The sequence below is a fragment of the Brevibacterium moorei genome, from assembly GCF_024580735.1.
Lineage (GTDB): Bacteria > Actinomycetota > Actinomycetes > Actinomycetales > Brevibacteriaceae > Brevibacterium > Brevibacterium moorei.
The window spans coordinates 62,278-88,078 of the sequence record NZ_JANIJX010000017.1; the positions used below are offsets into that span (position 1 = coordinate 62,278).

The following is a 25,801-nucleotide window of genomic DNA, read 5'->3' on the forward strand; positions in this document are numbered from 1 at the left end:
TGCTCATAGAATCCCAGAACTGTCGCCGCAGGTGCGTTCCTGGAGCCGTGATCGAAGACGCATGTGCGAAACTTGATTCCGACTTCTCCCATCGCTGTGCCAGATGAACGCCGCCAGTGCGGCGTCCTTCGGCCACCGGCGGGAACACTCGATCGGTCCCCACCCGGGACGAACGTAAGGAAGACGGACATGCGATTCAACGGCAAGCGGACTGCGGGCCTGCTGGCGGGACTCGCGGCAGCGGGACTGTTGCTGAGCGCCTGCGGGCAGGGGACCTCGGACGCCAAGGACGGAAATGGTGAGGAGAAGACCCTGACGGTCTTCGCCGCCGCCAGCCTGACCCAGACCTTCGACGAACTGGGCAAGACCTTCGAGGGCGAGCACCCCGGCGTGAAGGTCCGCTTCAGCTATGCGGGCTCCTCCGAACTGGTCACCCAGATCCAGGAGGGCGCGCCGGCCGATGTGTTCGCCTCCGCGGACGAGAAGAACATGCAGAAGGCCACCGATGCCAAGCTGATGGACGGTACCCCGGTGCCTTTCGCCACGAATGTGCTGACGATCGCCACCGCACCTGACAACCCGAAGAAGATCACGGGGTTCAAGGACCTGACGAAGGACGGCACGAGCGTCGTGGTGTGCGCCGAGGGAGTGCCGTGCGGCAACGCCACCAAGACGGTGGAGGACAAGACCGGGGTGAAGCTCAAGCCCGTGAGTGAGGAATCCAAGGTCACCGATGTGCTGGGCAAGGTCCAGTCCGGTCAGGCCGATGCCGGGCTGGTCTACGTGACCGACGCCAAGGGCGCAGGGGACAAGGTCACCGCCGTGGACTTCCCCGAATCCGACCAGGCCGTCAACACCTACCCGATCGGCGTCGTGAAAGACGCCAAGCAGGCCGACCTGGCCCGCGAATTCCAGGACATGGTCACCGGCGAACAGGGCCAGAAGGTCCTCGGCGAAGCGGGCTTCGGCAAGCCGTGAGGTCTGAGCCGGGGGCAGGCGGACGTGGACCGGCGGGGGTTCCCCTGCCGCGCTGGCTGTGGGTGCCGGCCGGGCTCGCCGCCCTGCTCGTGCTCCTGCCCCTGGCCGGCCTGCTCAGCCGAGTCGACTACACCCACTTCTGGTCGCTGGTGACCAGCGAGTCGGCGCTCACCGCGCTGCGCCTGTCACTGCTCACCGCCACGGTCGCGACCCTCATCTGCCTGCTGCTGGGGGTGCCCTTGGCACTGGTCTTCGCCCGGACGAGGTTTCCCGGACGGTCCGTCCTGCGCTCGCTGACGCTGCTGCCGCTGGTACTGCCGCCCGTGGTCGGCGGTATCGCCCTGCTCTTCACCTTCGGGCGGATGGGCCTGGTCGGACGGCAGCTGGAAGCCGTGGGCATCCACATCGCATTCTCGACCGTGGCGGTGATCCTGGCGCAGGCATTCGTCGCCCTGCCCTTCATGGTGATGACCGTCGAGGGGGCGCTCAACAGTCTGGACAGCCGGTTCGAACTGGCGGCCCTGGCCCTGGGTGCCAAGCCGGGATACGTGCTGCGCCGCGTCACCCTGCCCGTGCTGGGGCCGGCGCTGGTGTCGGGGACGGTGCTGTGCTTCGCCCGGGCGCTGGGGGAGTTCGGCGCTACCGTGACCTTCGCCGGGTCCCTGCAGGGCACCACCAGGACCCTGCCCCTGGAGATCTACCTGACCCGGGAGACGGATTCGGATGCGGCGGTGGCCATGTCGATGATGCTGGTCGTCATCGCGATGGTCATTGTCGTGGGGACCTACGGATGGGCGGATCATCGGAGGCGCGGTGAGACCGCCGGCAGCGGGGCCGTCGGTGGTAGGGCCAGCGGTGGTAGCGCCCGAGCAAGTGGGTCTGGAACGAGTGGGGCATCCGGGAAATCCGGCCGGGGCACTGGCGGGGAACCCGTTGCTGCCGGTGCAGGCGAGGAGTCGGGTTCTGCCGGTGCCGGCCTGGAATGCGACTTCGACCTGCCCAGCCGGAGCCTGGACGTGTCGTTCATCGTTCCCGCTGGGGTGACCTGTGCCCTGATCGGGCCCAATGGTTCGGGCAAGTCCACCACCCTGGATGTGCTCTCGGGCCTGGTGCGCCCGCGAGCCGTGCGGATTCGATTGGGCTCGGAGCTGCTGACCGACGTCAGTGCCGGGCGTGGAGTGACGGCGGCGCCGTGGAAACGACCCATCGTGCAGCTGAGCCAGAAGCCCTGGTTGTTCCCGCACCTGAACGTGTTGGACAATGCGGCCTTCGGGCTGCGCGCCAGGGGGCTGGGCAAACGGGAGGCCAGGAACAGGGCGTTCGACCTGTTGGACCGTGTGGGAGCGGCCGAACTGGCGGGCCGCCGGCCCATGCAGTTGTCCGGTGGACAGGCCCAGCGGGTGGCCATTGCCCGGGCCCTGGCCGTGCGCCCGGAGCTGGTACTGCTGGACGAGCCCCTGGCCGCGCTGGACACGGAATCGCAGGAGACGATCCGCGTCCTGTTGCGTGAACTCCTGGCGGGGACGAGCACCGTGCTGGTCACCCACGACCAACGGGATCTGGACTTGGCCGACCGGGTGCTGGTGATGGATGCGGGCCGAATCGTCCAAGACGCTCCGCTACAGGACTTCCAGGCGGCCCCCGCAACGGAATTCGCCGCCCGCTTCGTCACCCGAACGGTGTGAACCTCGGGGCCTGTGCGGGGAGGGGCGGACTGAGTTCCACACCAGTGCAGCGCAAGAGGAACCCTGACGCATGACAAGCGCAGATTCACATCGCGTGCGGACATACCCGCACGCGATGTGAATCTGCGCTTGTCATGCCGACCGACCGGGGTCGTGGGATCCCGGATGAGTCCGTCGGTTAGTTCTTCTGGCTTCTCGAGAACTTCCCACCCCGGTCGGCCAGGGCGCCTGCGATGACCAGCAGGCCGCCGAAGGCCATGACCACGCCGACCCAGAAGGTCGAGTTGGTGGGTGATGCCACGACCAGGCTGAGTGCGCCCAAGGGTGCCAGCGCGCCGGAGATCGCGGTACCGACCTCGCGTCCGATGCCCACACCGCTGCTGCGCACATCGGCGGGGAACTGCCGCGACAGGAATGCGCCCTGGGCGGAGAACATCATGGGCGCGATGATCCCGGTGCCGATGCCCAGCGCCACGAACACGCCCCAGGTGGTGCCGTTGGACAGCAGCCAGAGGAAGATGAAGGCGAAGACCGCGGAGATGACGCCACCGTAGCCGATGACCTTCTTCGAGCCGATTTGGTCACACAGCCAGCCGAAGATCGGCACGACGATGATCGCTATCGCTGCGGCCACTGTCACGGAGGCCGAAGCGGTCGAGGCCGAGAACCCCTGGAACTGTTTGACATAGGCAATCGAGAACGTCTTGAAGATATAGCTGACCGCGTTGTAGCCCAGGGCCACCAGCAGGACGACCAGCAGGCTGGGCCAGTGCTTGGCGAACAGAGTGCGCAAGCGGGTGTCGGCCTGCTCGTTGTTCTTCACACGCTTTTCGAACTCGGGGGATTCCGGGACGGCGGAGCGAACCCACAGGCCGATCGCCACCAGCACGATGCTGACGAGGAAGCCGATGCGCCAGCCACCGTTGATCAGGAATTCATCGCCTTTGAGGCTGAGCAGGTAGACGGCCGCGGAGCTGATGAGCAGACCAATGTTCAGGCCCAGTGCGGGCCACGATCCCTGTGCCCCGCGCTTGTCCGCCCTGGCGTGCTCATAGGCGTTGACGGCCGAGGACGTGTATTCCGCACCGGCGCCCAGACCCTGCAGGATGCGCAGTACGACGAGCAGGATTGGAGCCCAGACGCCGGCGGTGTCGTAGCTGGGCAGGCAGCCGATGAGGAAGCTGGCGATGCCCATCAGCGTGAAGGTGATGACCAGGTTCTTCTTCCGCCCGATCCGATCGCCCAAGTGGCCGAACAGGAATCCGCCCAGTGGACGTGCGATGAAACCGACGGCGAAGGTCGCGAAGGCCGAAAGGGTTGCGACTTGGGGATCGGACTTCGGAAAGAAGACGTGGCCGAACACGATTGAGGCCATCGTCGCGTAGAGGTAGAAGTCGTACCATTCGACAGTGGTTCCGACCAGGGTGGCAGTGCGGACCCGGGACAGGCGCTTCTTCTCCTGTTCCGGGGTCTCACCGGTGATGACAGAGTTCGTCATTGATGCTCCATATTTATTGATTTATTGGGGGTGGTATTACGAGGGGAGTGTCTACTCCCGCGGTTCAGATCTGGGAGATCAGATCCCGTGGCGGTCGGCCAGGCCGTCGACGATGTATTCGGCGATGGCCATCGAGGACGTGGCGCCCGGCGAGGGGGCGTTGCGGATCAGCGTGACATTGCCCAGGTTCTCGATCGCGAAGTCGTCGACCAGGCCGCCGTCGGCCGCCATCGCCTGGGCGCGGATGCCGCGGGTGATCGGCGTGGTCTCCACATCGGCCAGAGCCGGAACGTATTCGGCGGCCCCGCGCAGGAAGCTCTTGCGCGATACCACCGACTTGATCTCGCGCACCGCGGCCTTCGCGTTCTGGCCGGCGAACTTCCAGAACCCTGGGTTCAGCGCCACGTCGAGGCTGTCCTTGACGCCCAGCTTGTAGCCGGCGTAGTTCTCCCGGCCGAACGACAGGAAGGCGTTGGGGCCCACCAGCAGTTCGCCGTCGACGCGCTTGGTCACGTGCACGCCCAAGAACGGGTAGGCGGGGTCCGGCACGGGGTAGACCAGGCCGCGCACCACATCGCGGTGGGACGATTCGACCTGTGAGTACTGGCCGAAGAACGGCACGATCGCCGGGTTCTTGTCCCCGCCGGCCAGCTTGGCCACACGGTCGGACTGCAGGCCGGCACACGCAACGACATAGGTGAAGGAGTGTTCGCCGTAGGGGGTGCGCACCTTCACCCCGGAGGCGTTGGGCGTCATGCCGACGACCTCGGTCGCGAAGTGGATGGCGCCGCCGCGGGCGACGAAGTCCTCGGCCAGGGCCTCGGTCAGCGCCCGGTAGTCCACGATCGCGGTGTGCGGGGAGTGCAGGGCGGTCCGGCCCACGGCGTTCGGTTCGATTTCGCGGATCTGTTCGGGGCCGATCATCGCGACGTCGGGCACGCCGTTGGCGGTCGCCTTCTCATAGATCGCCTGCAGGCGGGGCTCCTCCTCGGCGTCGAGGGCGACGACGATCTTGCCGCACTCGTCGTAGGGGACCTCGTGCTCCAGGGCGAAGTCGTGCAGCAGGCCAACGCCGCGCCGGCACAGGCGCGCCTTGAGGCCGCCGGGCTGGTAGTACAGTCCCGCGTGCACGACGCCCGAATTGTGGCCGGTCTGGTGGGCGGCCACGTCAGCGGCCTTCTCGAATACGGTGACGTCCGCGCCGGGGTAGCGCAGCAGCAGTTCGCGGGCGGTGGCGATGCCGATGATCCCGGCGCCGATCACCGCGAACGATGCGGTCTTGTCAGTCATGTCTGTGTTCCATCCTGGTAGGTGTGCTGAAGGTGGCGGTCGATCGGCGACCGGCAGGGCGCCGAGGTGCGGGCGGGCACGGTCCGGCCCGTGGCCTCGGCGCCGGGTAGTGCGGGCGGGCTGAGATAATGCCAGCATGCCCGCATTGCCCAAACCCGCCACCCTCACGGAAACCGTGACCGCCGAACTCAAGAGCCAGATCATGGGCGGGGCGCTGGTGCCGGACGAACGGTACACCGCCGGGCAGTTGGCCGAGACGCTCGGCGTATCGCGCACTCCGGTGCGCGAGGCCCTGCTCGAACTCTCGCGGCTGGGCCTGGTCGAGATCGAGAAGAACCGCGGGGTGCGGATTCTCAGCTCCAGCCCGTCGACCTTCATCGAGATCTACCAGCTGCGCCTGATGCTGGAGATTCCACTGGCGCGCCGGGCGGTGGCCCTGGCGACCGCGGAATCCGTCGCCGAGGTCGATGCCGCCTATGCGAGTTTCTCCCGTGCCGCGCAGGACGGGAACACCGCCGCGCTGCTGCGCGCCGACCGGGACTTCCATGATGCGCTGCTGCGGGGTGCGGATAACCGACGGGCCCTGGACATGCTGCGCCAGCAGCGCGATCTGGTGCTGGACACGGGGGTGGGAACGGTGCCGGCCTCGCGCAGCGCCGCCGAGTGCTTCGCCGACCACGCGGACGTCTACGCGGCCTTCAAAGCCGGGGACCAGGACGCGCTGGCGCGTGCGATGGGTCGTCACATCGTCAACACCGCGCAGATCCTGATGCGCCAGGAGGCGGGGAAGCGACCCGAATTCGGCACTGTCGACACCCTCGCGGCACTGAGCTGGTTGGTGGATTAGCACCGCGCCGGACGTATGCCGGGCGCGGAGGCAGCAGAGTGCCGCGGACACGCGCTGGGGTGCGCTGGCGGCGTGCGGCATGACTGCGTCCTCGAGGTCTGCTGGGGTTTGTTGTGCTTGGGGGGGCTCTGCTCTGGGCCCGGTTCGCGGGCATCCGTGTGGAGCTCCGTGTGAACTCTAGCACCTTGTTGCATGTTGCATGCAACTTAAGTGTGAGGGAGTTGAGACGGTGCTGCGAGGCCTCGCCGGCCCGGGACCAGCCGGCCTAGTTCTCTTCTGCCTGCGCGGCCTCGGCGGCGCGGCGCTCGCGGCCCTCGAGGATCTGCTCCAACACGATCGTCGCAACACCGCAGACCAGGCCGATGACGGTGGCCAGGAGGCGCTCACCCGCGATGTCCACCCCGGTGCCCGGATGGCTGACGGCGGTCATGGCCAGGGCCTGCACGGTGATGAAGACGATGCCGATCGCATAGTTGCGCAGGACGAACAGCTCGGTCAGGCCCTGGGCCAGGACCAAGGTGGTGATGGTGGCCCAGACCGGCATGTCCCACAACAGCAGGGGAGTGGCGATGACGGCGCCGATCAGGGTTCCGGTGAACCGGTGCAGGGCGCGGATCTTCCAATTGGCGCCGTGTGGTCGGGATGCCATGGCGATCGCGGTGACCGTGCCCCAGTAGGCGTGTTCCGGGGTGGCCAGCCAGCCGAAGAAGCTGCCCGCAAGGGCCGCAATGAGCACGACCAGGGTGGTCTCGGAGAAGAAGGTGCCCCGTAGGCGGTGAGTCTTCGGCGGGAAATCCTGCGTCAGATTCGGATTGTGGTGGAAGGACTGGAGGAGCGTGAGGACCAGTGCGAAGGCCCCGGTGCCGGCGGCTGCTACGAAAATCGACAGCGCCTTGGACCCGTCGACGTCTGCCGTATTGGAGAACGCGCCCGCAGCGAAGGCCACGAACAGTCCGGCCGGGGCGCGCCAGACCCTGGACCGGTTGATCGCGTCGATGCACACCGCGTAGACCGCGACGACCAGCACGGAGATCAGCGGGCTGGGCGACCAGGCTGCGCAGGCCACGCCGATCATGATGGCCGCGATCACGGTCAGCCCGCCCTCGGCCTGGGCCCGCATGGCATGTCGCGGCGGGACGTTGCGGGCGAACAGGGCGGAGAATGCGCCGAAGGCGGCGGCGCCGAACAGGTCGGTGCGCTCGAATCCGGTGAGGATGAGAAGCGAAACGATGAGGCACAGCATCGCTTTGATGGAGACCTGGACGTCACCGTTGAGTGGCGAGATCCGCGCGAATTCGCGGGCGAATGCTGCGGTCCTGCCGGTCTTCCCCCTCGGCTGGTCGGGAGTGGGCGATGACGGGGCCGAGGGGCTCAAAAGAGATGCAGTCCTTCCACGGGGAACAGGGATGATGAGTCCATTTTATCGTCTGGTGTGCAGTGCCTCCGTTCCTATGCAGAGACCGTGGACTCGACGGATGCCAGTCCGCGCAGCGCGGTGAGCAGGCTGCCGTCGAGGATGGCCCGGTGGACTGCCTGCGGATCGATGCCCAGGTCCTGCGCCTCGTAGGTGGCGGAAATGAAGGTCAGCAGGGTGTCTGCATCAGCCCGCGCCAGCTGCGAGCGATCGAAGGTCATCCACGGGGTGCCCGCCTGTGCGAGTTTCATGAAGGCGTTGTCCACATGGAATTCCGCCAGAGCGGTATGCAGTTCGGTCACCGTGGCCGAGGTCTCGGCCGGCTGGGCGGCGGTACCTTCCAAAGGCTCCAGAACGTCGATGAACTTCGTCAGGTTGGCATAGTGGGAGTCTTCTAGGATGCCCGGCTGATCAGGCTGTGAGGTCTCAGGGGCCTGGTCCGCGCGCAGAGTGATGAGAAGGTCGTCGGGATCCAACCCCAGATAGGCGAACGTCCTCCTGAGCTGTACGACCTTCGTCATGGTGTTGGTGTCTGCATATGCCCACAGACCCGGGACTACCTGCCATTCCTTCTTCATATGTACGGGCATGCGGTCGGAAGCCACCAGCCAGTCCTGGTCGGTGGCGAACTCGAATACCCGGTCGCGGTAATTCTCGGCAAGGATTGTCAGGACCCGGATGAACAGATCCCGCCAGCTACGCACGGTCGCCGCTGCGTCCTGATACTCGAATCGCACGGCATCGCGGCCCTTGAAATCCGTGTCGGTTCCCAGCGGTTCGACCGGTAGCTGGGGCTTGGGCGGGACGAAGGAAGTCTGTGGGTAGTCCCAGTAGGCCAGGGCCTCGCGCACCAGACGTTCGGACCGGGCGCGGAGCTGCTCCACGGTCCACACGGGGGATTCCTTCATCTCCTGGTTGAGGCGGTAGGGGGAGTGGGCGAAGCCGTTCTCCGTTGTGCGCTTCTGTTCATAGGGGGAATTGGAGTACGAGGAGTTATAGCCGGTGACCGTCAGGTTGCCGATCCGGTGCAGCCAGGTTTCATGGATTTCCGTAGCATCCTGGCCGAGCTCGGCCCGCCACGCTTCCGTGAGTGTCTGCGGCATGATGTGTTCGACGCTCAACGTCCCCTCGGCTAGGCGTCCGGCGATATCGCGCACATCGTTGGAGTCCCCGTTCTCCAAGCACTCGAACATGTACTGGCGGCGTTCGGACCGGATCTTGTAGAGGTTGTGGGTGGCGAAGTCCTCGGCGAACCATTGATCGTCTGGGAAGATTCCGCTGCCCTCGCGGCGGCGCAGGGAGTAAGCCAAGACGTCTGAGAACCTGCTGCCGGGCGTCTGGATGCGGCGCAGTTCCGCGTATAAAGTCGCAAAGACCTTGTTGAGGCCGTTAGTCGGGATATCGCAGGCGAAGCGGCGGAACATATAGGACTCAATGATGTCGATGACCCGGACGAATTCGCCTTCGGACAGTGCGCCGGCACGGAAGTCGGCGATCACCGGCATGAAGAACGGCAGGGCCACATCCTGGCGCAGGATGTTCAACTTGCGCAGTTTGGCGTCTGCCGCCTTCGACCCTGTGTCCGCGGCGCGGACCCGGCGGTAACAATCCGAATAGTCCCGGACCTCGGCCAGGAGAGCGGCGCCACGCAAGCCGGTGTCGGCGGCGAATTTCTTGAAGGATTCGTATACTCGGTCGAAGCGTGGGGTCTTCGAGGTCTTGGCGGTGAGGTACCAGCGCAGGAAGTCATCGGTCTCGTAACCGACATTGACCTCGATGCGGTTCCAGAAGTCTTCGTAGACGACTTCCTGGTCCTTCGCGGATAGGCCCATCAGCACCAGGTTGCGGATCTTGTCGGCTTCGGACAGAGCCAAACCTGTTGAGTTCAGGCTTTCGAAGATGCGCTGGGGATCGTCCTCGGGTTCGAGGTCCAAGTGCATGACCTCCAGACGGCAGATGGCGTCCCAGATCTGGTCGGCGTCGAGGCCCAGCTTGGGGAGCTCGGTGAGGAAGTAACGGTAGTTCGCGGTGACATTGGACCGCTCGATGAATTCGGATTCCGGTCCGAAGAGCCGTCGGTACGCCCGCGCATCGTTCTTGACCGGTTTGAGCTTGAAACGGGTATCGCCTGTGGCCTGATCCTTGAGTAGGTAATTCCGGCGCAGCCGTTCTCCCAAACCCGGGTCGGGCGCCTCGATAGCGCCATCGTCGACCAGGCGGGACAGGGCCAACATCAGCAGACTGACCGTGGTCAGACGCTGTTGGCCGTCGATTACGACCCATTCCCATGAACTGTCGGGCTTACCCACCACCGCCCCGAAGAAGTGCTTGCGGCGACCGGTTGCAATGAGCTCTGCGAGGTCGTCGAGGAGCTGTCGACAGTTGTCGATCTTCCAGTCGTAATTGCGCTGGTAGACGGGGATGACCAGCTCTTTGTCTCGGGAATCATAGATCTTGTAGACCTCGGTAACTTGACCACGCATGTCTTGAGGCTATCGGAACACAGGGCGGAGCTCCCGGTCTTCCATCCCGTGAACGGTCGCGGATTCTGGGAACATCCCACCCTGGTCCGGCAGGGCCCATCCGGCGTAGGGTGGCCTTATATAAACATTCGCCTATGAAAGGACATGCGATGAAGGCCGTCGTCTTCGAAGAATTCCAGACATTCCCCGTCCTCAAGGACGTGGACAAGCCCACCCCCGGACCCGGCGAGGTCCTCCTCAAGGTCGCCGGCGCCGGCTGCTGCCACTCCGACGTCTCCGTGTTCCAGGACTACACGCCGGAAACCGGCAGCCACACGAAGCCGCCGTTCATCCTCGGCCACGAGACCGCCGGCTGGGTCGAAGAGGTCGGCACCGGCGTGACCGGCTTCGCCAAGGGCGATGCCTACCTGGTCTACGGGCCCACCGGCTGCGGCCACTGCCCGCGCTGCGTGGCCGGCCAGGAGAACTACTGCGAGAACGTGGAGACCAACGAATCGCTGGCCATCGGCCTGGGCCGCGACGGCGGCATGGCCGAGTACATGAAGGTACCCGCCCGCAACCTCGTGCCGCTGGGCGATGCCGACCCGGTCGCCGCCGCACCACTGGCCGACGCCGCCCTGACCCCCTACCACGCGGTCAAGGCCGCGCTGCCCAAGCTGGCCGGCGGCGGCAAGTACGCACTGGTCATCGGCCTGGGCGGGCTGGGCCAGATCGCCATCCAGATCCTCAAAGCCCTGACCGGCGCCACCATCATCGCCACCGATATGAAGCCCGAGGCGATGGCCAAGGCCGAGGCCGCCGGTGCCGTCACCGTGCCCGGCGGCGAGGGCCAGGTCGAGAAGATCCTGGAGCTCACCGGGGGCCGCGGCGTTGACGCCGCCTTCGACTTCGTCGGCATCGCCCCGACGATCGCCACGGCCCAGGCCGCCGCCGGGGTCGGTTCGCGCGTGACCGTCGTCGGCATCGCCGGCGGCAAGGCCGAATTCGACTGGTACACCCGCCCCTATGAGCAGGAACTGCTGGGCGTCTACTGGGGCTCCATCTCCGAACTGCACGAGGTCGCCGGCATGTACCGTGCGGGCCAGATCAAGCCGGAGATCGAAACCTATTCGATGGACGACGCGCTGGTGGCCTACCGGAAGCTGGTCGACGGCAAGCTGTCCGCCCGCGCCGTCGTCGTGCCTAACCCGAAGGCCTGAGCTTCATCCAGCCAGCTGAGTTCCACTACATCCTGGTTTGTCGAAATTCAGCCCGAAATGCCGATATATCGACAATCCGGGGCGTAGTGGAACCTGTGGCTGGTAGACTAATTGGGATGCCGGGCGATACTGTGCCGGCCAGTGGCTGCCAGAACAACGGCGGATACCGTTAGCAGTCCTTCCACTTTTCCGCGCAATCCCTTTTTCAGCGCGGCGACGAATCGAAGCATATCTTCACCACAGCTCAACCATTTCAATCATCGTCCCTGCCCGCTTCACCCAAGCATCGGCACAACAGGGTCCCCCAGGACCGTCGTCAGAGCGGCCCCGAGTCATCATTCCTGGCACCGCCCATCGGATCCCCCACCGCCACGCCGACGACGACGTGGCGCAGGGTAGATCACCATACCTTCGCCGGCAATCGCGGCGGAGACTACGCGGGCTACATCTTTAAGGCCGATGGCCGGTACACCTATACCGACCAGGTGGGTCGCTGCATCGGCAGTTTCCCCGATCTGACCACGGCTATGACTGTCGGCGCGATGGCTGCCGGGCTGGGCCTCCAACCCAGCGCCGCCTGAGCCTCACCCCGCCGGGCGTGGGCTGCTGCGGTGGGGCCCATGACCGCGTAGAGTCGTCGAAAAGACCGGACGCACCCGGACCGACCGTCCGCGGCGATTGGGAGGACGCGATGGACAGCAGCACACCTGGCACCCAGGACATCTCCGAACTCGGCAGCCCCGAGCGGGCCCTGCTCGACGGCTTCCGCGACTGGCTGCTGGTCCGTGCGGTGGCCGAGGTCGCCTCGGCCACCGAGGACGCCGCCGGCGACGAGCCCGCCGACGGCCCGGACTCCACCGCACCGTTCGCCGTGGACTCCACGCTATCGCCCGAAATGGCCGCCGAGGATGCGCGTCAGACGGTGGAATTGGTCGAGCACCTGTTCCGTCTGGCGCCCACCCTGGACGATTCCTACACCCTGGCCCGGCCCGACGAGGAGCTGGTCGAGGCCCTGCTGTCCGACGCCGAATCGCTGGCGAGCGAACCGCTGGAGGATGCGGTGGACGCCGAACAGCTCGAAGCGCTGCTGGCCGAGAACCCCGACTACCTGGAGGAGGTCACACAGGCGCAGGCGCAGTTCCCCACCGTCGTCGCCCTGGCCCTGGACGACTACCTGCAGTACCTCCTCGAACTCGACCGCCCGGATGTGCCATCGGCCGAACTGTCCCAGGCCCACGACCTCATCCAGTTCCGGCTGTTCAGCATGGTCGACATCGGCGATCAACTGCTGCTCGACACACCGGGCGGCGCCGGCGCGGACGGACTGGGCACCGGGGGCCACACGCCCCGCCTGGCCGATGCCTTCGAAGAACCGCCCGCGGACACGGTCCTGGCCGCGACCTCGGCCATCAAACCGGTGGCCGCGATCGAACGACTGCTGGACTGGCTGGGCGATGGCCGCCCGCTCTCGGGCGCCGGGTCAGTGCAGACCGCCGACATCGAGTCGCTGGCCGGCCTGCTGGGGATCACCGCGGACGTGCGCGGCGTGCAGTCGGCCTGGGAGGTGCCGCACCTGGCGGTGTGGCTGCACACCCTGGAGACCAGTGGGGTGCTGGAATACACGGACGAGCGCGTGCTGCCGGGGCCCCGGGCGGAGTCCTTCGGCGCGACGCGCGAGGTGGAGCGGGCCGGCCTGCGCGCGGCGATCGTCGCCAACTACGTCGAGGACGTGTTGTCCTATTACACCTACGACGCCGCCGAGGCCGACCCCGCCGGAGCCGGCCGCGCCCTGCCACTGCTGCTGGGGACGCTCACGGCCGCGCTGCTCTACGGCGAGCCGGACGCCGACATCGAGGCGGCGGCGCCGGCCGCGGCACAGCTGCCGGCCGTGGCCCGCGAGGTGCTGGCCCGGTTCGTCTCCGACGGCGTGCTGGTGGCCCATCCCGACACCCCCGAACGCCCCTACGAGGTCCCGGCCGGCATCGCGCACGCCGTCGCCGATGTGGTCTCGGACGCCACCGAGGCCCTCTGGGAGGACCGCTGACCGCACCTCTGGCCGTCCACTACGTGACGAAATGTCGAAATCCGGGCTGATTCGCCCAGAAATCGACATTTCGTGACGTAGTGGAACTGGAAGGTCAGATGGCGTCGGTGCCGGTTTCGCCGGTGCGCACGCGGACCACCCTGGACACCGGGGTGGCCCAGATCTTCCCGTCGCCGATCTGACCGGTGTGGGCGGCCTCGGCGATCGCCTGGATCGCGGCGTCCACGGACTCGTCGGCCACGACGATCTCCAGGGAGATCTTCGGCAGGAATTCCACCCGCACCTTCTGGGAGCGGTAGACCTCGACCTTGCCGGCCTGAGTGCCGTGGCCCTTGGCCTCGTAGACGGTCATGCCGGTGATGCCGACCTCGTCCAGGGCCGTTTTGACCGGTCCCAGGGCGCTGGGCTGGAGGATTGCGGTGATGAGTTGCATGGTGCTTCCTTCGTGGTAGTTCTCGGCCGCGGTGCGGCCCGGCCGATCAGGCGCGGATATCGTCCAGATCGTACGCGGTCTCCGCGTGCAGGGTGGTGTCCAGGCCCGCGGCCTCCGCGGCCCCGTCGACTCGCAGGCCCATCGTCTTCTTGATCACCCAGGCGATCAGGCTGGTGACGATGAAGGTGTAGGCGAACACCGCGACGACCGCGATGGCCTCGCGCCCCAGCAGGGTGAGGTCGCCGCCGTAGAGCAGACCGGCCTCGCCCGCGGGGGAATCGGGGGCGGCCAGGAAGCCGATGGCCAGGGTGCCGAAGATGCCGGGGAACATGTGGATCGCCACCGCGTCCAGGGCGTCGTCGTAGCCCAGCCGCTCCTTGAGCCCCAGCGTGGCGAAGGCGATCATCCCGGCGATCAGGCCGATGAGCACCGCGCCCAGCGGCGACACCGAGTTCGCCGCCGGCGTGATGCCCACCAGGCCGGCCAGGATGCCGGAGATGGCGCCCAGGGAGGTGGCGAACTTCCGGCGCAGCCGCTCGACGAACAGCCAGCCCAACAGTCCGGCGCAGGAGGCGATGAGCGTATTGGCCAGGGCCACCCCGGCGCTTTCGTTGATCCCGCCCGAGGAGCCGCCGTTGAAGCCGTACCAGCCCACCATCAGCAGCCCCGCGCCGATGATCGCCACCGGCAGATTGCCCGGCCGGCCCACCGCGGGGAAGTTCTTGCGCTTGCCCAGGAAGATCGCCAGCACCAGGGCCGCGACGCCCGCGTTCATGTGCACCGCGGTGCCGCCGGCGAAGTCCAGGGACTGGATCTTATTGGCGATCCAGCCGCCGGTGACGGATCCGTCCTCGGAGTCGAAGGCGAAGACCCAGTGGGCCACCGGGAAGTAGACCAGAGTGGCCCAGACTCCGGCGAAGACCAGCCAGCTGGAGAACTTCATCCGGCCCTCGACGGCCCCGCCGATGATGCCGACGGTCAGTCCGGCGAAGATCAGCTGGAAGACCGCGATGAGGATCGCGGGCACAGCCCCCGGCGCGGTTTCCTCGCCCAGCAGCGAGCCGATGCCGAACAGTCCGGCGGGATTGCCGATCAGGCCCAGCCCGCCGGCGGAATCGCCCAGGGTCAGCCCGTAGCCGTAGAGGACCCACAGGACGGCGGTGACGGCGAATCCGCCGAACACGATCATGACGGTGTTGAGGATGTTCTTGGTGCGGGACAGGCCCCCGTAGTACAGGGCCAGGCCGGGCAGCATCAGGGTGACCGCGACGGTCGCCGTGAGCATCCAGCCGGAGTTGATCATCGATTCTGTATCCATGCTCGTTCCTTGTCTTCCAACAGGGCGGTCCTTCGAAGGGGACAGCGGGGCGGGGTGGAGCGTTTCGGGGTCAGCCGGCCAGGGCCGTGAGCACCCTGGTCAGGGCTGCGACGCCGGCTTCGACGTCGACCGGGCGGGCGGATTCCGCCGGGGCGTGTGAGGTCCCCGTCGGGTTGCGCACGAACAGCATCGCGGTGGGCACGGCGGCCGCCAGGACGCCGGCATCGTGGCCGGCCCCGGTGTCGAGCACCGGGGCGTCGGGCAGCACGGACTGCAGCCGGGCGCGCAGGCCGGCGTCGAAGTCCACAGCGGGGCTGAAGGACTCCTCTGCGACGGTCACCGTGCAGCCCTCGGCACGGGCCGCCTGCCCGGCTGCGGCCTCGATCGCGGAGACGATCCCGCGGACCGTGGCGTCGTCGCGGTGGCGCACGTCGAGCCAGGCGTCGACCCGGGAGGCGATGACGTTCGTGCCGCCGGGGGTCACCTGCAGGCGCCCCACGGTGGCGCGCGCCTCGGGGACCGCGGCGGCCTGGCAGCGCACCGCGCGGATCAGCCCGGCGGCGACGAACACGGGGTCGTGCCGATCGGCCATCCGGGTCGAGCCGGCGTGGTCGCCGGTGCCGGTGAGCGTGACGTGCCAGCGTCCGTGGGCCAGGATCGCCCCGCCCAGGGCCACCGGCTGGTCCAGGTCGGCGAGCCCCCGGCCCTGCTCCACGTGGAGCTCGACGAATGCGCCGATGCGGGCCAGGGCAGCCAGGTCGGGGCCGATCGTGGCGGGGTCGAGGACCCCGGACTCTGCGGCGGCCCTGGCGAAGGAGGCGCCGGAGTCGTCGGACAGGGCGCGCACGGTGTCAGGGTCGGCAGCCCCGGTGGCCAGGCGCGAGCCCAGGCAGGCCAGTCCGAAGCGGGAGCCCTCCTCCTCGGGCCAGACGGTCACGGCGATCGGCCGGGCCGGACGGAATCCCGCCTCCTGCAGCCGCGCCACGGCCGCCAGGCCCGAGGCCACGCCCAGTGGTCCGTCGAAGTTGCCGCCGCCCGGCACCGAGTCCAGATGGCTGCCGGTCACCACGGCGTCGGCCCGGTCGCCGGTGTCCCACCAGGCCCAGATCACGCCGTTGGAATCGGTGTGCACATCCAGGCCCAGGGCCTTGGCATGGCCGGCGAACCAGTCGCGCAAGCGCAGTTCGGCGGGGCCGAATACCGGCCGGGAGTACCCGCCGCGGACCTCATCGCACCCGATGCCCGCGATCTCGGCCAGCAGCGCATTGGCATCGCGGACATCGGCCGGCGCCACGTTCTGCTCACTCATGCCGGGCGTGCCCATCTCGGATGCACTCATCTCGGATGTATTCATCTCAGGCCACCGCGAATCGCTGGTGATCGGCTCTGAACCGCTCATGGGCCACTCCCGAGGCCACCAGGTCGGCGACCAATTCGCCGAACAGCGGTGCGAACTTCGCGCCCTGTCCCGAGCACGGGCTGATGATCGTGATGCCCTCGGCCCGGTCGATGATCATATCGTCGCGCGGCACATTCGTGAACAGGCACGTGGTCTCCGCATAGGGGGTCGTCTCCAGGCCCGGCACGAACTCGCGGACGAAACCGGTGACGCGCTCGCGGTTGACCGGATCGATCAGCCGGTCCTGGTCGGCCGCGGAGTCGATGGCCTTGCCGCCGTTGTACTCCGCGATCTTCTGCCCGCGGAAGTCGGCATCGCGCCCGCCCGGCAGACTGTAGGCCTGGAATGACTCGCCCTTGTAGATGAACGTGGGCCAGCTGGTGGAGCCGCCGGCCGGGGTCTCGCCCGTGGCCGCGGGGTCGGCATAGGGGAAGTGGTAGGCGTTCTCCTGCTTGACCTCGAACTCCGGCAGCCGGTCGGCGAACCTGGCAGGCAGGTCCAGCCCGCCGAGCAGCCGGGGCAGCCAGCCGCCGGCGGCGACCATGACCTCGGCGGCGGAGATCGTCTCACCGGTGGCCGAGGTCAGCGTGTAGCCGGCGCGCGGGCCGCGGGTCACCGAGGCGACCTCCCAATCGGTCTTGAGCGTCGCGCCGGCGGCGCAGGCCAGCTCGACCATCGCGTTGACGGTCGACTCCGCGTCGATCACGCCCGCGCCGGGGTGCCAGAGCACATCGGTGTCGAAGTCGAGCATGGGCCAGCGCTCCTGCGCCGCCGCAGCGGACAGGAGTTCGTGCTCGACGCCCACGGACTCCAGGGTCCTGGCCAGGGCGTGCGGATCGCGCACGGCTCCGAAGTCAAGGGAGCCCGACGGGGTGATGAGCCGCCGGCCGGATTCGGCCTCGAGCTTGTCCCATGCGGTGCGCGCCTGGACGACCAGGTCCGCGTAGAACGGGTCGGGGTAGGCGTAGCGGAAGATGCGCGCCGAGCCGTGCGAGCTGCCGAGCACGCTGGCCGGGCGGTCGCGTTCGAGCAGGACGACCTCGGCCCCGGTGCGGGCCAGATGCCAGGCGGCCGAGGCCCCGGCCAGGCCGGCGCCGATGATCGCGTAGGTGGTGCTGTCGGAAGTGCTTGCGGGGGTTGCCACTGTGCGTCGTCCTCTCAGGCCAGATCGGGGGTGTTCCAGACGTTGAGCTTGGTGCCGATGCCCATTTTCACCGCGGACTCGTAGACGGTCTTGCCCCAGGCCACGTCCTCGACGCCCATCCCGCCCACGGAGAACAGCACGGGCTGTTCGGGGAATTCGCGGCCCGGTGCCAGGCCGGCGAACACATCGCCGACGTTGACGACGCGCTCGGGGTCCAATTCGCCCGCATCGATCAGGTCCTGCCAATACAGGCCGATCATCCCGAAGGCGGTCTCGTGGCTGGGTGCGGGGTATTCCTCCGCCCAGGCCTCGTAGATCTTCTTGGCGTCGCACAGCAGGCGCGCCTTGCCGGAGAGGGTGTACTCCTTGTCCATCTTGAGGTTCGCCGGCAGGCTGAGGAAGGCGCCGGGCTTGATCCACTCCCCGTCGATGTAGGGGTAGTTCTCGGAGCCGACCAGGCCGGTGACGGCCTCGGAGACGATATCGCAGTCGCGCACCGCGCCCTCAACGGAATCGACGATCTCGATGGTGGTGAACTGCGGGTAGTTCTCCCTGACGTATTCGGCGAAGGTCTCGCTGGTGATGCGGCGGCGGCCGTAGATCTTGACGGTGTCGAGGCTGGGGCGGGCCACCGTCATGGAGTGCAGGGCGGACTTGTTCATGGCGCCGGGGCCGATGATGCCCAGCACCTTCGCGTTCTCCGGGGCCAGTTTGCGGGCGGCGGCGCCGGGGACGGCCGCGGTGCGGTAGGCACTCTCCAGATTGCCGGACATGATGGCGAAGGGGGCGCCGGTCTCCTTGTCGTTGAGCACGATCATGTGGATGGACCGGGGCAGGCCCTTCTCCCGGTTGTCGACGTTCGAGCCGTACCACTTCACCCCGGCGGTGTCGAAGCGTCCGCCCAGGTAGGCGGCCATGGCCATGAAGCGGCGGTCGGGGGCATCCACGGGCATGGTGGGGAAGGGGCTGGAGGCGGGGAAGGAGATCTGGGCGCCGTGCGAGTTCGCGGAGTTGCCCGCCATCCGGTAGTCGCCCTGGGCGACGAGGACCATGACCTCCTCCATCACGTCGATGCACGTGGCCATGTCCTTCATGCCGGCTGCGATGACCTGGGGCTCGTCCAGGTAGAGCAGGTCGATCCTGGTGCCCTGCGGGGCGGTTTCCAGGGCCTGGATCTGTGCTGGGTCGGTGGAGGGCGCGGAGCCGATCTGGGTGGGGGCCTGGGTGGAGGTGGTGGGTTCTGCCGTCATGGTGGTCTCCTCGGGTATCCGGTCGAGTGATCCGTCTGGGTGATCCGGGTCTCGTTGACGTGTGTCGATGTCAAGCAAACCCCCGGAATCCGACTGTGGTCAAATACCGATTTGGATGCCGATTGATAGCGTTTGCGTCTTAATATGCCTGTAACACTCCCGTGATCTGTGACACCTAATATTCCTCGCATGGAACTTCGTCAGCTGCGCTATTTCATGGCCGTCGCCCAGGAACTCCACTTCGGCCGGGCCGCCGCGTCGCTGCACATGTCCCAGCCCCCGCTGAGCCTGCAGATCAGCCGGCTGGAGCGCGAACTGGGGGTCAAACTCTTCGAACGCACCACCCGCCACGTCCAACTGACCGCCGCGGGCAAGCGCTTCCAGGACAGGGTGGCCTCCATCCTCGAAGATCTGGACGACAGCGTGGATGAGCTGAGCGAATTCGCCGACGGCTATGCGGGAACGCTGGCCGTCGGATTCGTTTCCTCGGCGAACTACACCGTGCTGCCGGGCGTGGTTCCCCTGTTCAGGGAATCCCGGCCCAAGGTCGCTCTGAACCTGGCGCCGCTGACCAGTGGGGAACAGCGGACGGAGCTGCTGCGGGGCAAACTGGATGTGGCGATCATCCGCGATGAGGTCGAGGACGATTCGAGCGAGATCGTCACCGAGGTCGTCTACGCCGAGCGCCTGGTCGCCTGCCTGCCGATCACCCATCCGCTGGCGCAGCGGAAGCGGGTGTCGGCCAGGGACATCTCCCGGGTGCCGATGATCTCCTATCCACGGGAGAAGATGACCGGCTTCGTCGACCGCGTGGCCCTGGCGCTGGGACCTTGCGCCGGCCAGGCGAACACCGTCCAGGAGGTCGTCCACCAGGAGACCGCGCTGGGCTTCGTAGCGGCCGGGGTGGGGACCAGCATCCTGCCGGAGTCGATCCGCCATCTGGTCCCGGCCTCGATCGCGGTCGTGCCCTTGGAGGGGGATCCGACCACCCGACTGCTGGCCGCGACCCTGAAGAACCCGCGCCAGCCCGCCGCCGACCGCGCCTTCATCGACTGCCTGCACCGGGCCGCCGCGGGGCTGACCGGCGGGGGCGTGTTGGCACCCCGGCTGGCGGGTTAGTGTCTTCGCGCACAGACACCACCCTGGCGCATAAACACCACCGTGGCGCGGGAACTACCTGCTATAACAGGTGATTCCCGCGCCAGGGTGGTGTCTGGGCTCCGGCTCAGCGCCTTCTACGAGCCCGCGCGACCAACCAGGCGCCGAGGCCCAGCAGCGTCGCACCCAGCAGACCGGCCAGGCCCAGGGCGGCGGGGCCGGTGACAGGCAGGCTGCCGCCGGGGCGCGCCGCATCCCCGGCAGAGGCCTCGTTAGCACCGTCCGCGTTCCCGGAGGCCCCGGGCCCATCCGACCCCGAACCCTCGTCGCCCGGCTCTTCGGGCCCGGACGTGGGCGTCCCCGGTTCGTTCGGCTCGCTCGGCTCTGCGGAGCCGTTGCCGTCCGCGTCCCCGGTATCCCCGTCAGGGCCGTCCTCGTCCGAACCCTCGCCAGCGCGGACCTCGAGCGTGCGGATATCGGAGAGGAACTCCCCGCCGTTGTCATCGGTCACCCGCACATACCAGCTCAGCGGACCGGCCTCGACGTCCTCGAGCTTCGCGGTGACCGTGGAACCGGACTCCACCTTGTCGAACTGTGCCAGCAAAGAGGGATCGGATTCCTTCGTCTGCGCCAGTGCCCTCTTCTTCCGTCCTGTCGCGCCGGCCTTCTCCCCGGAGTCCCAGGGCATACCGGTGCGCAAGGTGCGCCCGGAGTCGAGCCCGGCCCCGGCGATATTGCCGCCGAGCACATCGGCGGTGAAGGAATCGGTTGTCAGCGTCTTGTCCTGCGGGTGCAGGCCCAATTCGTCATAGGAGATTGTGAACTCCTGGTGCTGTTCCTCCAGGGCCGGATCATCCGAGTCGTAGTCGGCCAGATACGGCGAGAAGGTGCGCGAGGTCATCGTCCGGTTCTGGTTGTCGTAGTGCTGCAGGCGCAGATACGACTGGCCGCCCTCCGGCAGGGCCTGGAAGTCGAACAGGACGGTGTTGACCGTCCGGTCGGGTGTGCCGTCCCCGTTGTCGTCGAACTGGTCCTTGCGGGTGAAGGCGTCGTGGTAATGCCCCGACTGGACCATCCGCACATTCTTGTTCTTCGCCACGACCTCGTCCATCACCCGCTGCGGGACGGGGCCCAGGCCTCCGGTGGTCATCATGAACTCGTGCATATTGATGATCGCGGTGCGCTCCGGATACTTCTTGAGCACCTCGTTCATCCACGCGATGCCCTCATCGGTGGGATCCCAGCCCATATAGAGCATGAGGAAGTCGTTGCCGCCGGCGGAGATCAGATCGTAGTGACCGCGGTTGTCCTGGAAGGACTCGCCGTACCAGGGATTGCCCTGGTAACGGTGCGCGCCGAAATAGCGCGCATAGTCCGTGTAGTCACTGGCTTGCTGGTCCACGTCGTGGTTGCCTGCCAATACGCCGTAGGGCAGCTTGGCGTCGTCGAGGCGCTTGTACTCCGGATCCGCGTTCTCCCACTGGTATTCCTGCTTGGACTTGTCCACGATATCGCCGGTGTGGAACATGTACTGCAGGTTCAGCGGTGCGCGCCGGTCCAGGAAGTACGTGTGGATGTCCTTCTGCCGGGCGGGATAGCTCGCGTTGTAGTACTGCGTATCGGTCTCCCAGCCCAGCGTGAAGTCGTACTGATCGCGCGGGGTGTCCTCCTTGTGCGCGGGTTTCACCTTGGTGTCGCGATCCGAGAGGTTCTCGCCCGAGAAACCGACTGAGTGCTGCACCAGGGCGCGGACCACCTGTTTGCCGTCCCGTTCGATCGCATGGCCCTTGACGGGGACCAGGGCCTCCAGGTGCACCTGCCCGGCCGAGGTCGTGCCGTCCCCGGCCGAGGTCGTGCCGTCCTTGGCCGCGTCGCCTGCGTCGCCCTCACCGTCCTCGGCTGCGGCCAGCTGGGCCGCCACCTCGACATAGGCACCCTTGCCCTTGGCCGCCTCGGCGTCCCAGACCAGGAGTCGGACCCGGGCGCCGGGGTTGGCGCGGCCGGCCCAGGCCACGCGCACCTTGGCAGCGGCGTCGGCGCCCTGGGGGACCTTGACGTCGAAGGAGTTGTAGGGCAGGGAGTCGTCGCTGACAGTCGCCTGGCCGGCCTTGAGTGCCTGTCCGTCCTCGCGCTCGGCCTGGTCGGCGTCGCGCACACTGCCGGAGGTAGCCGCGATCTTGCCCGCGCCGTCGTTGTCCCGATCGAAGCGCAGGCGCTCGCCGCGCAGGAACTCCACGCGCAGCTCGTCCTTGGTCGGGTCGGTGACCTTCGCGGACAAGCGCGCGTCCTTGGTCCGGGCGGTGGAGCCGTCGGGGGTCAGGAGCTCGGCGAAGGGGTTCTCCTCCGGGGTTGAGAACTCGATCTCCCTGCTGCTGGAATTGCCCAGCTCATCGCGGGCGTGCACCGTGAAGGTGTGCTTACCGGGCGCCAGGTCCAGGCTGCTGGTGCTGTGCGGCAGTTCGATGTCCTGGCCGTCGAGGGTTGCGTGCACCCCGTCCTGCGCCAGGCCGGAGCCCGCATCGGTCACCTCGGCGTCCAGGTCGAACTTCCCCTGGTAGAGCTTGCCCTCGGCCAGCTCGGTGGAGATCTGCGGGGCGGTGTTGTCCACGGTGACCTTCCGGCCGACCTCATTGCCGGAATCGTCCGTGGCGGTCACCGTGTAGTCCCCGTCGCCGGTGCCCGTGGTGTCCCAGACCGCGGCTTGGGCGTGCTCGGCGTCCTCGGGCAGTTCGAACTGCGCATCGAAGAAGTCCATCTTGCCCGCCGAATCGCCCATCTGCAGTTCGACCGAGGGATCGTCGTAACCGGCCGGGCGCAGGGTCCGGCCGTCGGGCAGCAGCAGGCGGACATTGCGCACGACGAAGTCGTCGTTGTTCTCATCCGGGTCGATATCGGTCTTGGCCTTGGTTCCCGCGTAGATCGCCGCCGATAGTTTGCCGTCCTTGATCGCCTCCAAGGGGATGGCGGTTTCGATCGTGCCCCAGTCGGAGTACAGGCCGCGGTCGAAGACGTTGACGACCTTGCCGTCGACCACGACGCCGTTGCGGAAGTAATCGTCGGTCTGGCTGGCCTCGAAGACGAACATGGGCTCGCGTTCGAGCTCCGATTCCGTCTGCAGATCCGTGACCTTGCCATCGGGGGCGGTGACCCTGAGCTTGGCCGTGCCGGGGAAACCGTCGCCGGCGGCCGCTACCCGGGTCGGTCCGGAGACGAACTGGCCGTCTTCCAGGTTCAGGCGCAGTGGCGCATCGTTCGCGCTGGCGACCTTGGCGGTGCCGGTCTTCTTCGCCTCGTGGGTGCCGTCGCCGGCCGTGAGCTCGTAGTCGAAGGACCGCTTGCCCCGCAGATCCGCCTTGGGCACGGTGAAGGTGTAGGTCGTGGCCGACCCGCCCGCCGCCGGGCCGCCGTCCTGGCCGCCGGACTCCTGGCCGCCGGCGGCCTCGGCGACCAGGTTGTATGCGGTGAAGTCCTGATCGGCGTTCGACTTCAGCCGCAGGGTCGCCTTGCGCGTGAGCACATCGTCGGTCACGGTGAAGCGGAAGACAGCGTCCTCATCCGCGGCGAATTCCTCCGGGGTCCGATCGTCGATCACAGGGGCCGAGGCGTCGGCCGGCCAGTGCAGGGGCTCGGTCGGCACCTGCTCGGGTGCGACCCGGGTGGGGGTGGGCGCGGTGCGGCCGATCAGCACGCCGGTGGCGGGCCTGTCCGGATCGTAGGCGTATTGGATGCCCTGATTGGCCGCGACGTCGTTTGCACCGTTCATGTTGTAGAAGACCCGGTTGACGGTGGTGCCCGATTTGGTGCGGATCTCCATGCCGCGTGGGGAGCCGTTGGCCATGCCGCCGGTGGACGTCGTCACCAGATTGATCGAATCGGGGTCCAGATCCGGGATCGGGTCCTCACCCTCGGCGGGTTCGGGCTTGTGGGAGTTGAAGAAGTCGGTGAAGTCCGTGGTCGTCTTATCGTCGTTGGCGCCGTTCTTGATCCACACGATGAGCGACTGGCCGGCGGGGATCTGGGCGGCGGGGTCGTCCAGTCGCCAGACGGCCGCCGAATCGATCGTGAAGTCGGCCGCCGGGTAGAGGTAGCGCAGGTCGAAGTCCGCCATGCTCACCGACTGGTCCGTCGGGTTGTGGATCTCCACGAACTCGTAGCCGTCGGAGCCGTTGACATTGGTGGAGTCGGGCAGCAGTTCGGTGATCTGCAGGAGTCCGTCCAGGGGGCTGATCGTCTGCTTCGCTGCGGCCCTGGGGGAGTCGAGCTGTGCGACGGACCGCGCTTTGTGTGTCTTCGTCGTCTTCTTCAACTGGGACGCGGTGCGTGGACCGCCCGCGGCGTCTCGTTCGGCGAACTGGTCGCCGGCGTCCTCCGGTGCGGGCCCCTGCTTGCCCTTGGGGCCGGGGTTGAACACGGGGGCGCCCGGCTTCGATGTGCCCAGCCCCGGGGTCGCCGGGTCCGCGTCGGCGGTCCGGCGGTCCGCGGAGTCGTCTTCGGTCGGTGGAGCGGCCGGGGCATTGTCCGCGGGCTGTGTGGTCGCGTCGTCTTCCGTGGACTCGTCGGCCGGGTCCGGTTCTGCAGCGGGAACTGAGGGTGCATCGATGCCGGATGAGGCGTCCGGTTTCGTCTTCCCCTCGACCTGCCGGTCGGATTCCGGTGCTGTGGTGGCCGGAGTGCTCTGCTGGTCGTGGGAGGCGTCGGGCGGGAGGGCCGCGGCACTGGCCATGGCGGGGCTGAGCACCAGGCCGAGGCTGACGGCGGCGGCCAGCAGGGGACGGGGCGCCAGGGGTGAGTGCCGGCGGTAGCGGGGCAGCTGCGAATGCCGTGCAGGACGGAAGGGGCGGTTTTCGGGCGTCACAGAGTTTCCTTTGCGGATGGGGGTGGTTACCGGCCCATCCTCGCCCGGGAAGGTGGCGGCAGGGTTGCCCGCGGCTGAACCCCGATGAATAAGTCAGGTGTTGGGTGTTTACCTGTTGTGGTGGCTGTTACGTTCGACAATGCCATCGACAAGCATTATTAATGCCGGTCCCGCATTGCCATTTCCGCATAGCAGTAGCGTGAAAGGGGCCGACAAATTACGGGAACTTCGGCCTCGGGGTGGAAGCAGCGTGACTCGGGTACTGTATCGCCGAGTCGGTGAGACTTTTGTCGTCGGAGTGTATGGGCCTGAAGCGTAGTTCGACCCCAAAGGTTTTCGAGGGCTTGTCGCGCTGCCAAGAGACGTCTGAGCGAAGTGGAGGAGTTGAAATGAAGCTTGCAGATTTGAAGAGCCACGCTGACCTGCAGGATACGAGGCGGGCCAGCGACCCCGGCTATGCGGAGGAATCGGATCGAACCTCAGCGGTCGGCGCGGTCAGTGTCGCTGTTGTCCGATTCTGGGCCGAGCCCGATCTGACTCAGCAGGCCTTTGCCGCTTGGCTGGGTTGGAAGCAGCCGCAGGTCGCCCATCTTGAGCGGGGGATGCCGTGCCCTCGCTGGAAACGCTGCAGGGCTTGCCCGGGCAGGAGTGTTGCGTGTCGAGATCGGACCTGACTTCCACAATGTTGGGCGATTTCTGGGATTTCGAGATTGTTTGTGCTGGTGAGAGGCCTACGCTTGGGGGCGTGGGTAACTAACGGGTCGCCTAAAATGGCCGGTATGAGCCCGTTCGTCCGCCGCGTGCCTTCAAAATCCGGAGCCACTGTTGTGCAGGTCGTGGACAAGACTGGTGGGAAGTACCGGATC

16 protein-coding genes are annotated in these 25,801 nt (G+C 67.2%); 6 read left to right on the forward strand and 10 right to left on the reverse strand.

What is annotated here, in order from left to right; genetic code table 11:
* Positions 1-189 precede the first annotated feature (189 nt).
* Both modA and NQ034_RS16250 read left to right on the forward strand, forming a co-directional pair.
* Entirely contained in the window at positions 190-978 is a 789-nt protein-coding gene (gene modA, locus NQ034_RS11635) for a molybdate ABC transporter substrate-binding protein (protein WP_257049018.1), read from the forward strand.
* The gene (locus NQ034_RS16250) at positions 975-2,663 is read left to right on the forward strand and encodes an ABC transporter permease (RefSeq protein ID WP_373567205.1); all 1,689 of its coding nucleotides are present in this window, start codon (positions 975-977) and stop codon (positions 2,661-2,663) included. The genes modA and NQ034_RS16250 overlap by 4 nt, the downstream gene beginning before the upstream one ends.
* A gap of 178 nt (positions 2,664-2,841) precedes the next feature.
* Here the strand turns inward: NQ034_RS16250 and NQ034_RS11650 are convergent, their stop codons facing one another.
* Both NQ034_RS11650 and lhgD read right to left on the reverse strand, forming a co-directional pair.
* A complete protein-coding gene (locus NQ034_RS11650) occupies positions 2,842-4,161 on the reverse strand; it encodes an MFS transporter (RefSeq protein ID WP_257049019.1) in 1,320 nt (439 codons plus the stop codon).
* A 78-nt stretch (positions 4,162-4,239) separates the two neighbouring features.
* Complete coding sequence (gene lhgD / locus NQ034_RS11655; protein WP_257049020.1) at positions 4,240-5,451, reverse strand: L-2-hydroxyglutarate dehydrogenase; 1,212 nt, start codon at positions 5,449-5,451, stop codon at positions 4,240-4,242.
* A gap of 136 nt (positions 5,452-5,587) precedes the next feature.
* Between lhgD and NQ034_RS11660 the strand changes: the two genes are divergently transcribed.
* On the forward strand, positions 5,588-6,298 hold the full coding sequence (locus NQ034_RS11660; RefSeq protein WP_257049021.1) for a GntR family transcriptional regulator: 711 nt from the start codon (positions 5,588-5,590) through the stop codon (positions 6,296-6,298).
* A gap of 265 nt (positions 6,299-6,563) precedes the next feature.
* Here NQ034_RS11660 and NQ034_RS11665 read toward each other — a convergent pair whose 3' ends face one another.
* Complete coding sequence (locus NQ034_RS11665) at positions 6,564-7,673, reverse strand: FUSC family protein (RefSeq protein ID WP_257049022.1); 1,110 nt, start codon at positions 7,671-7,673, stop codon at positions 6,564-6,566.
* 74 nt (positions 7,674-7,747) lie between these two features.
* Positions 7,748-10,195 carry a DUF262 domain-containing protein gene (locus NQ034_RS11670; protein WP_257049023.1) on the reverse strand — a complete coding sequence of 816 codons (2,448 nt, stop codon included), beginning with the start codon at positions 10,193-10,195 and terminating at the stop codon, positions 7,748-7,750.
* A 149-nt stretch (positions 10,196-10,344) separates the two neighbouring features.
* Here NQ034_RS11670 and NQ034_RS11675 point away from each other — a divergent pair, with 149 nt between their 5' ends.
* On the forward strand, positions 10,345-11,394 hold the full coding sequence (locus NQ034_RS11675; protein ID WP_257049024.1) for an NAD(P)-dependent alcohol dehydrogenase: 1,050 nt from the start codon (positions 10,345-10,347) through the stop codon (positions 11,392-11,394).
* A gap of 691 nt (positions 11,395-12,085) precedes the next feature.
* A complete protein-coding gene (locus NQ034_RS11680; protein WP_257049025.1) occupies positions 12,086-13,438 on the forward strand; it encodes a hypothetical protein in 1,353 nt (450 codons plus the stop codon).
* 94 nt (positions 13,439-13,532) lie between these two features.
* On the opposite strand, the gene NQ034_RS11685 is transcribed toward NQ034_RS11680, so the two are convergent.
* The 5 genes from NQ034_RS11685 to NQ034_RS11705 all read right to left on the reverse strand — a co-directional run bounded on the left by NQ034_RS11685 (position 13,533) and on the right by NQ034_RS11705 (position 18,982).
* Entirely contained in the window at positions 13,533-13,871 is a 339-nt protein-coding gene (locus tag NQ034_RS11685) for a P-II family nitrogen regulator (protein WP_257049027.1), read from the reverse strand.
* A gap of 46 nt (positions 13,872-13,917) precedes the next feature.
* A complete protein-coding gene (locus NQ034_RS11690; RefSeq protein WP_257049028.1) occupies positions 13,918-15,189 on the reverse strand; it encodes an ammonium transporter in 1,272 nt (423 codons plus the stop codon).
* Between the two features lie 70 nt (positions 15,190-15,259).
* Positions 15,260-16,528 carry an allantoate amidohydrolase gene (locus NQ034_RS11695; RefSeq protein ID WP_306428267.1) on the reverse strand — a complete coding sequence of 423 codons (1,269 nt, stop codon included), beginning with the start codon at positions 16,526-16,528 and terminating at the stop codon, positions 15,260-15,262.
* A 16-nt stretch (positions 16,529-16,544) separates the two neighbouring features.
* Positions 16,545-17,732, reverse strand: coding sequence for an FAD-dependent oxidoreductase (locus tag NQ034_RS11700; protein ID WP_257049029.1), 1,188 nt, complete (start codon positions 17,730-17,732; stop codon positions 16,545-16,547).
* Between the two features lie 14 nt (positions 17,733-17,746).
* Positions 17,747-18,982, reverse strand: coding sequence for a tyramine oxidase subunit B (locus NQ034_RS11705; protein ID WP_257049030.1), 1,236 nt, complete (start codon positions 18,980-18,982; stop codon positions 17,747-17,749).
* A gap of 189 nt (positions 18,983-19,171) precedes the next feature.
* Here NQ034_RS11705 and NQ034_RS11710 point away from each other — a divergent pair, with 189 nt between their 5' ends.
* Positions 19,172-20,101 (forward strand): LysR family transcriptional regulator, encoded by a 930-nt coding sequence (locus NQ034_RS11710; RefSeq protein ID WP_257049031.1) that lies wholly within the window; start codon positions 19,172-19,174, stop codon positions 20,099-20,101.
* 106 nt (positions 20,102-20,207) lie between these two features.
* Here NQ034_RS11710 and NQ034_RS11715 read toward each other — a convergent pair whose 3' ends face one another.
* Complete coding sequence (locus NQ034_RS11715) at positions 20,208-24,935, reverse strand: metallophosphoesterase (RefSeq protein WP_257049032.1); 4,728 nt, start codon at positions 24,933-24,935, stop codon at positions 20,208-20,210.
* Between the last annotated feature and the right edge of the window lie 866 nt (positions 24,936-25,801).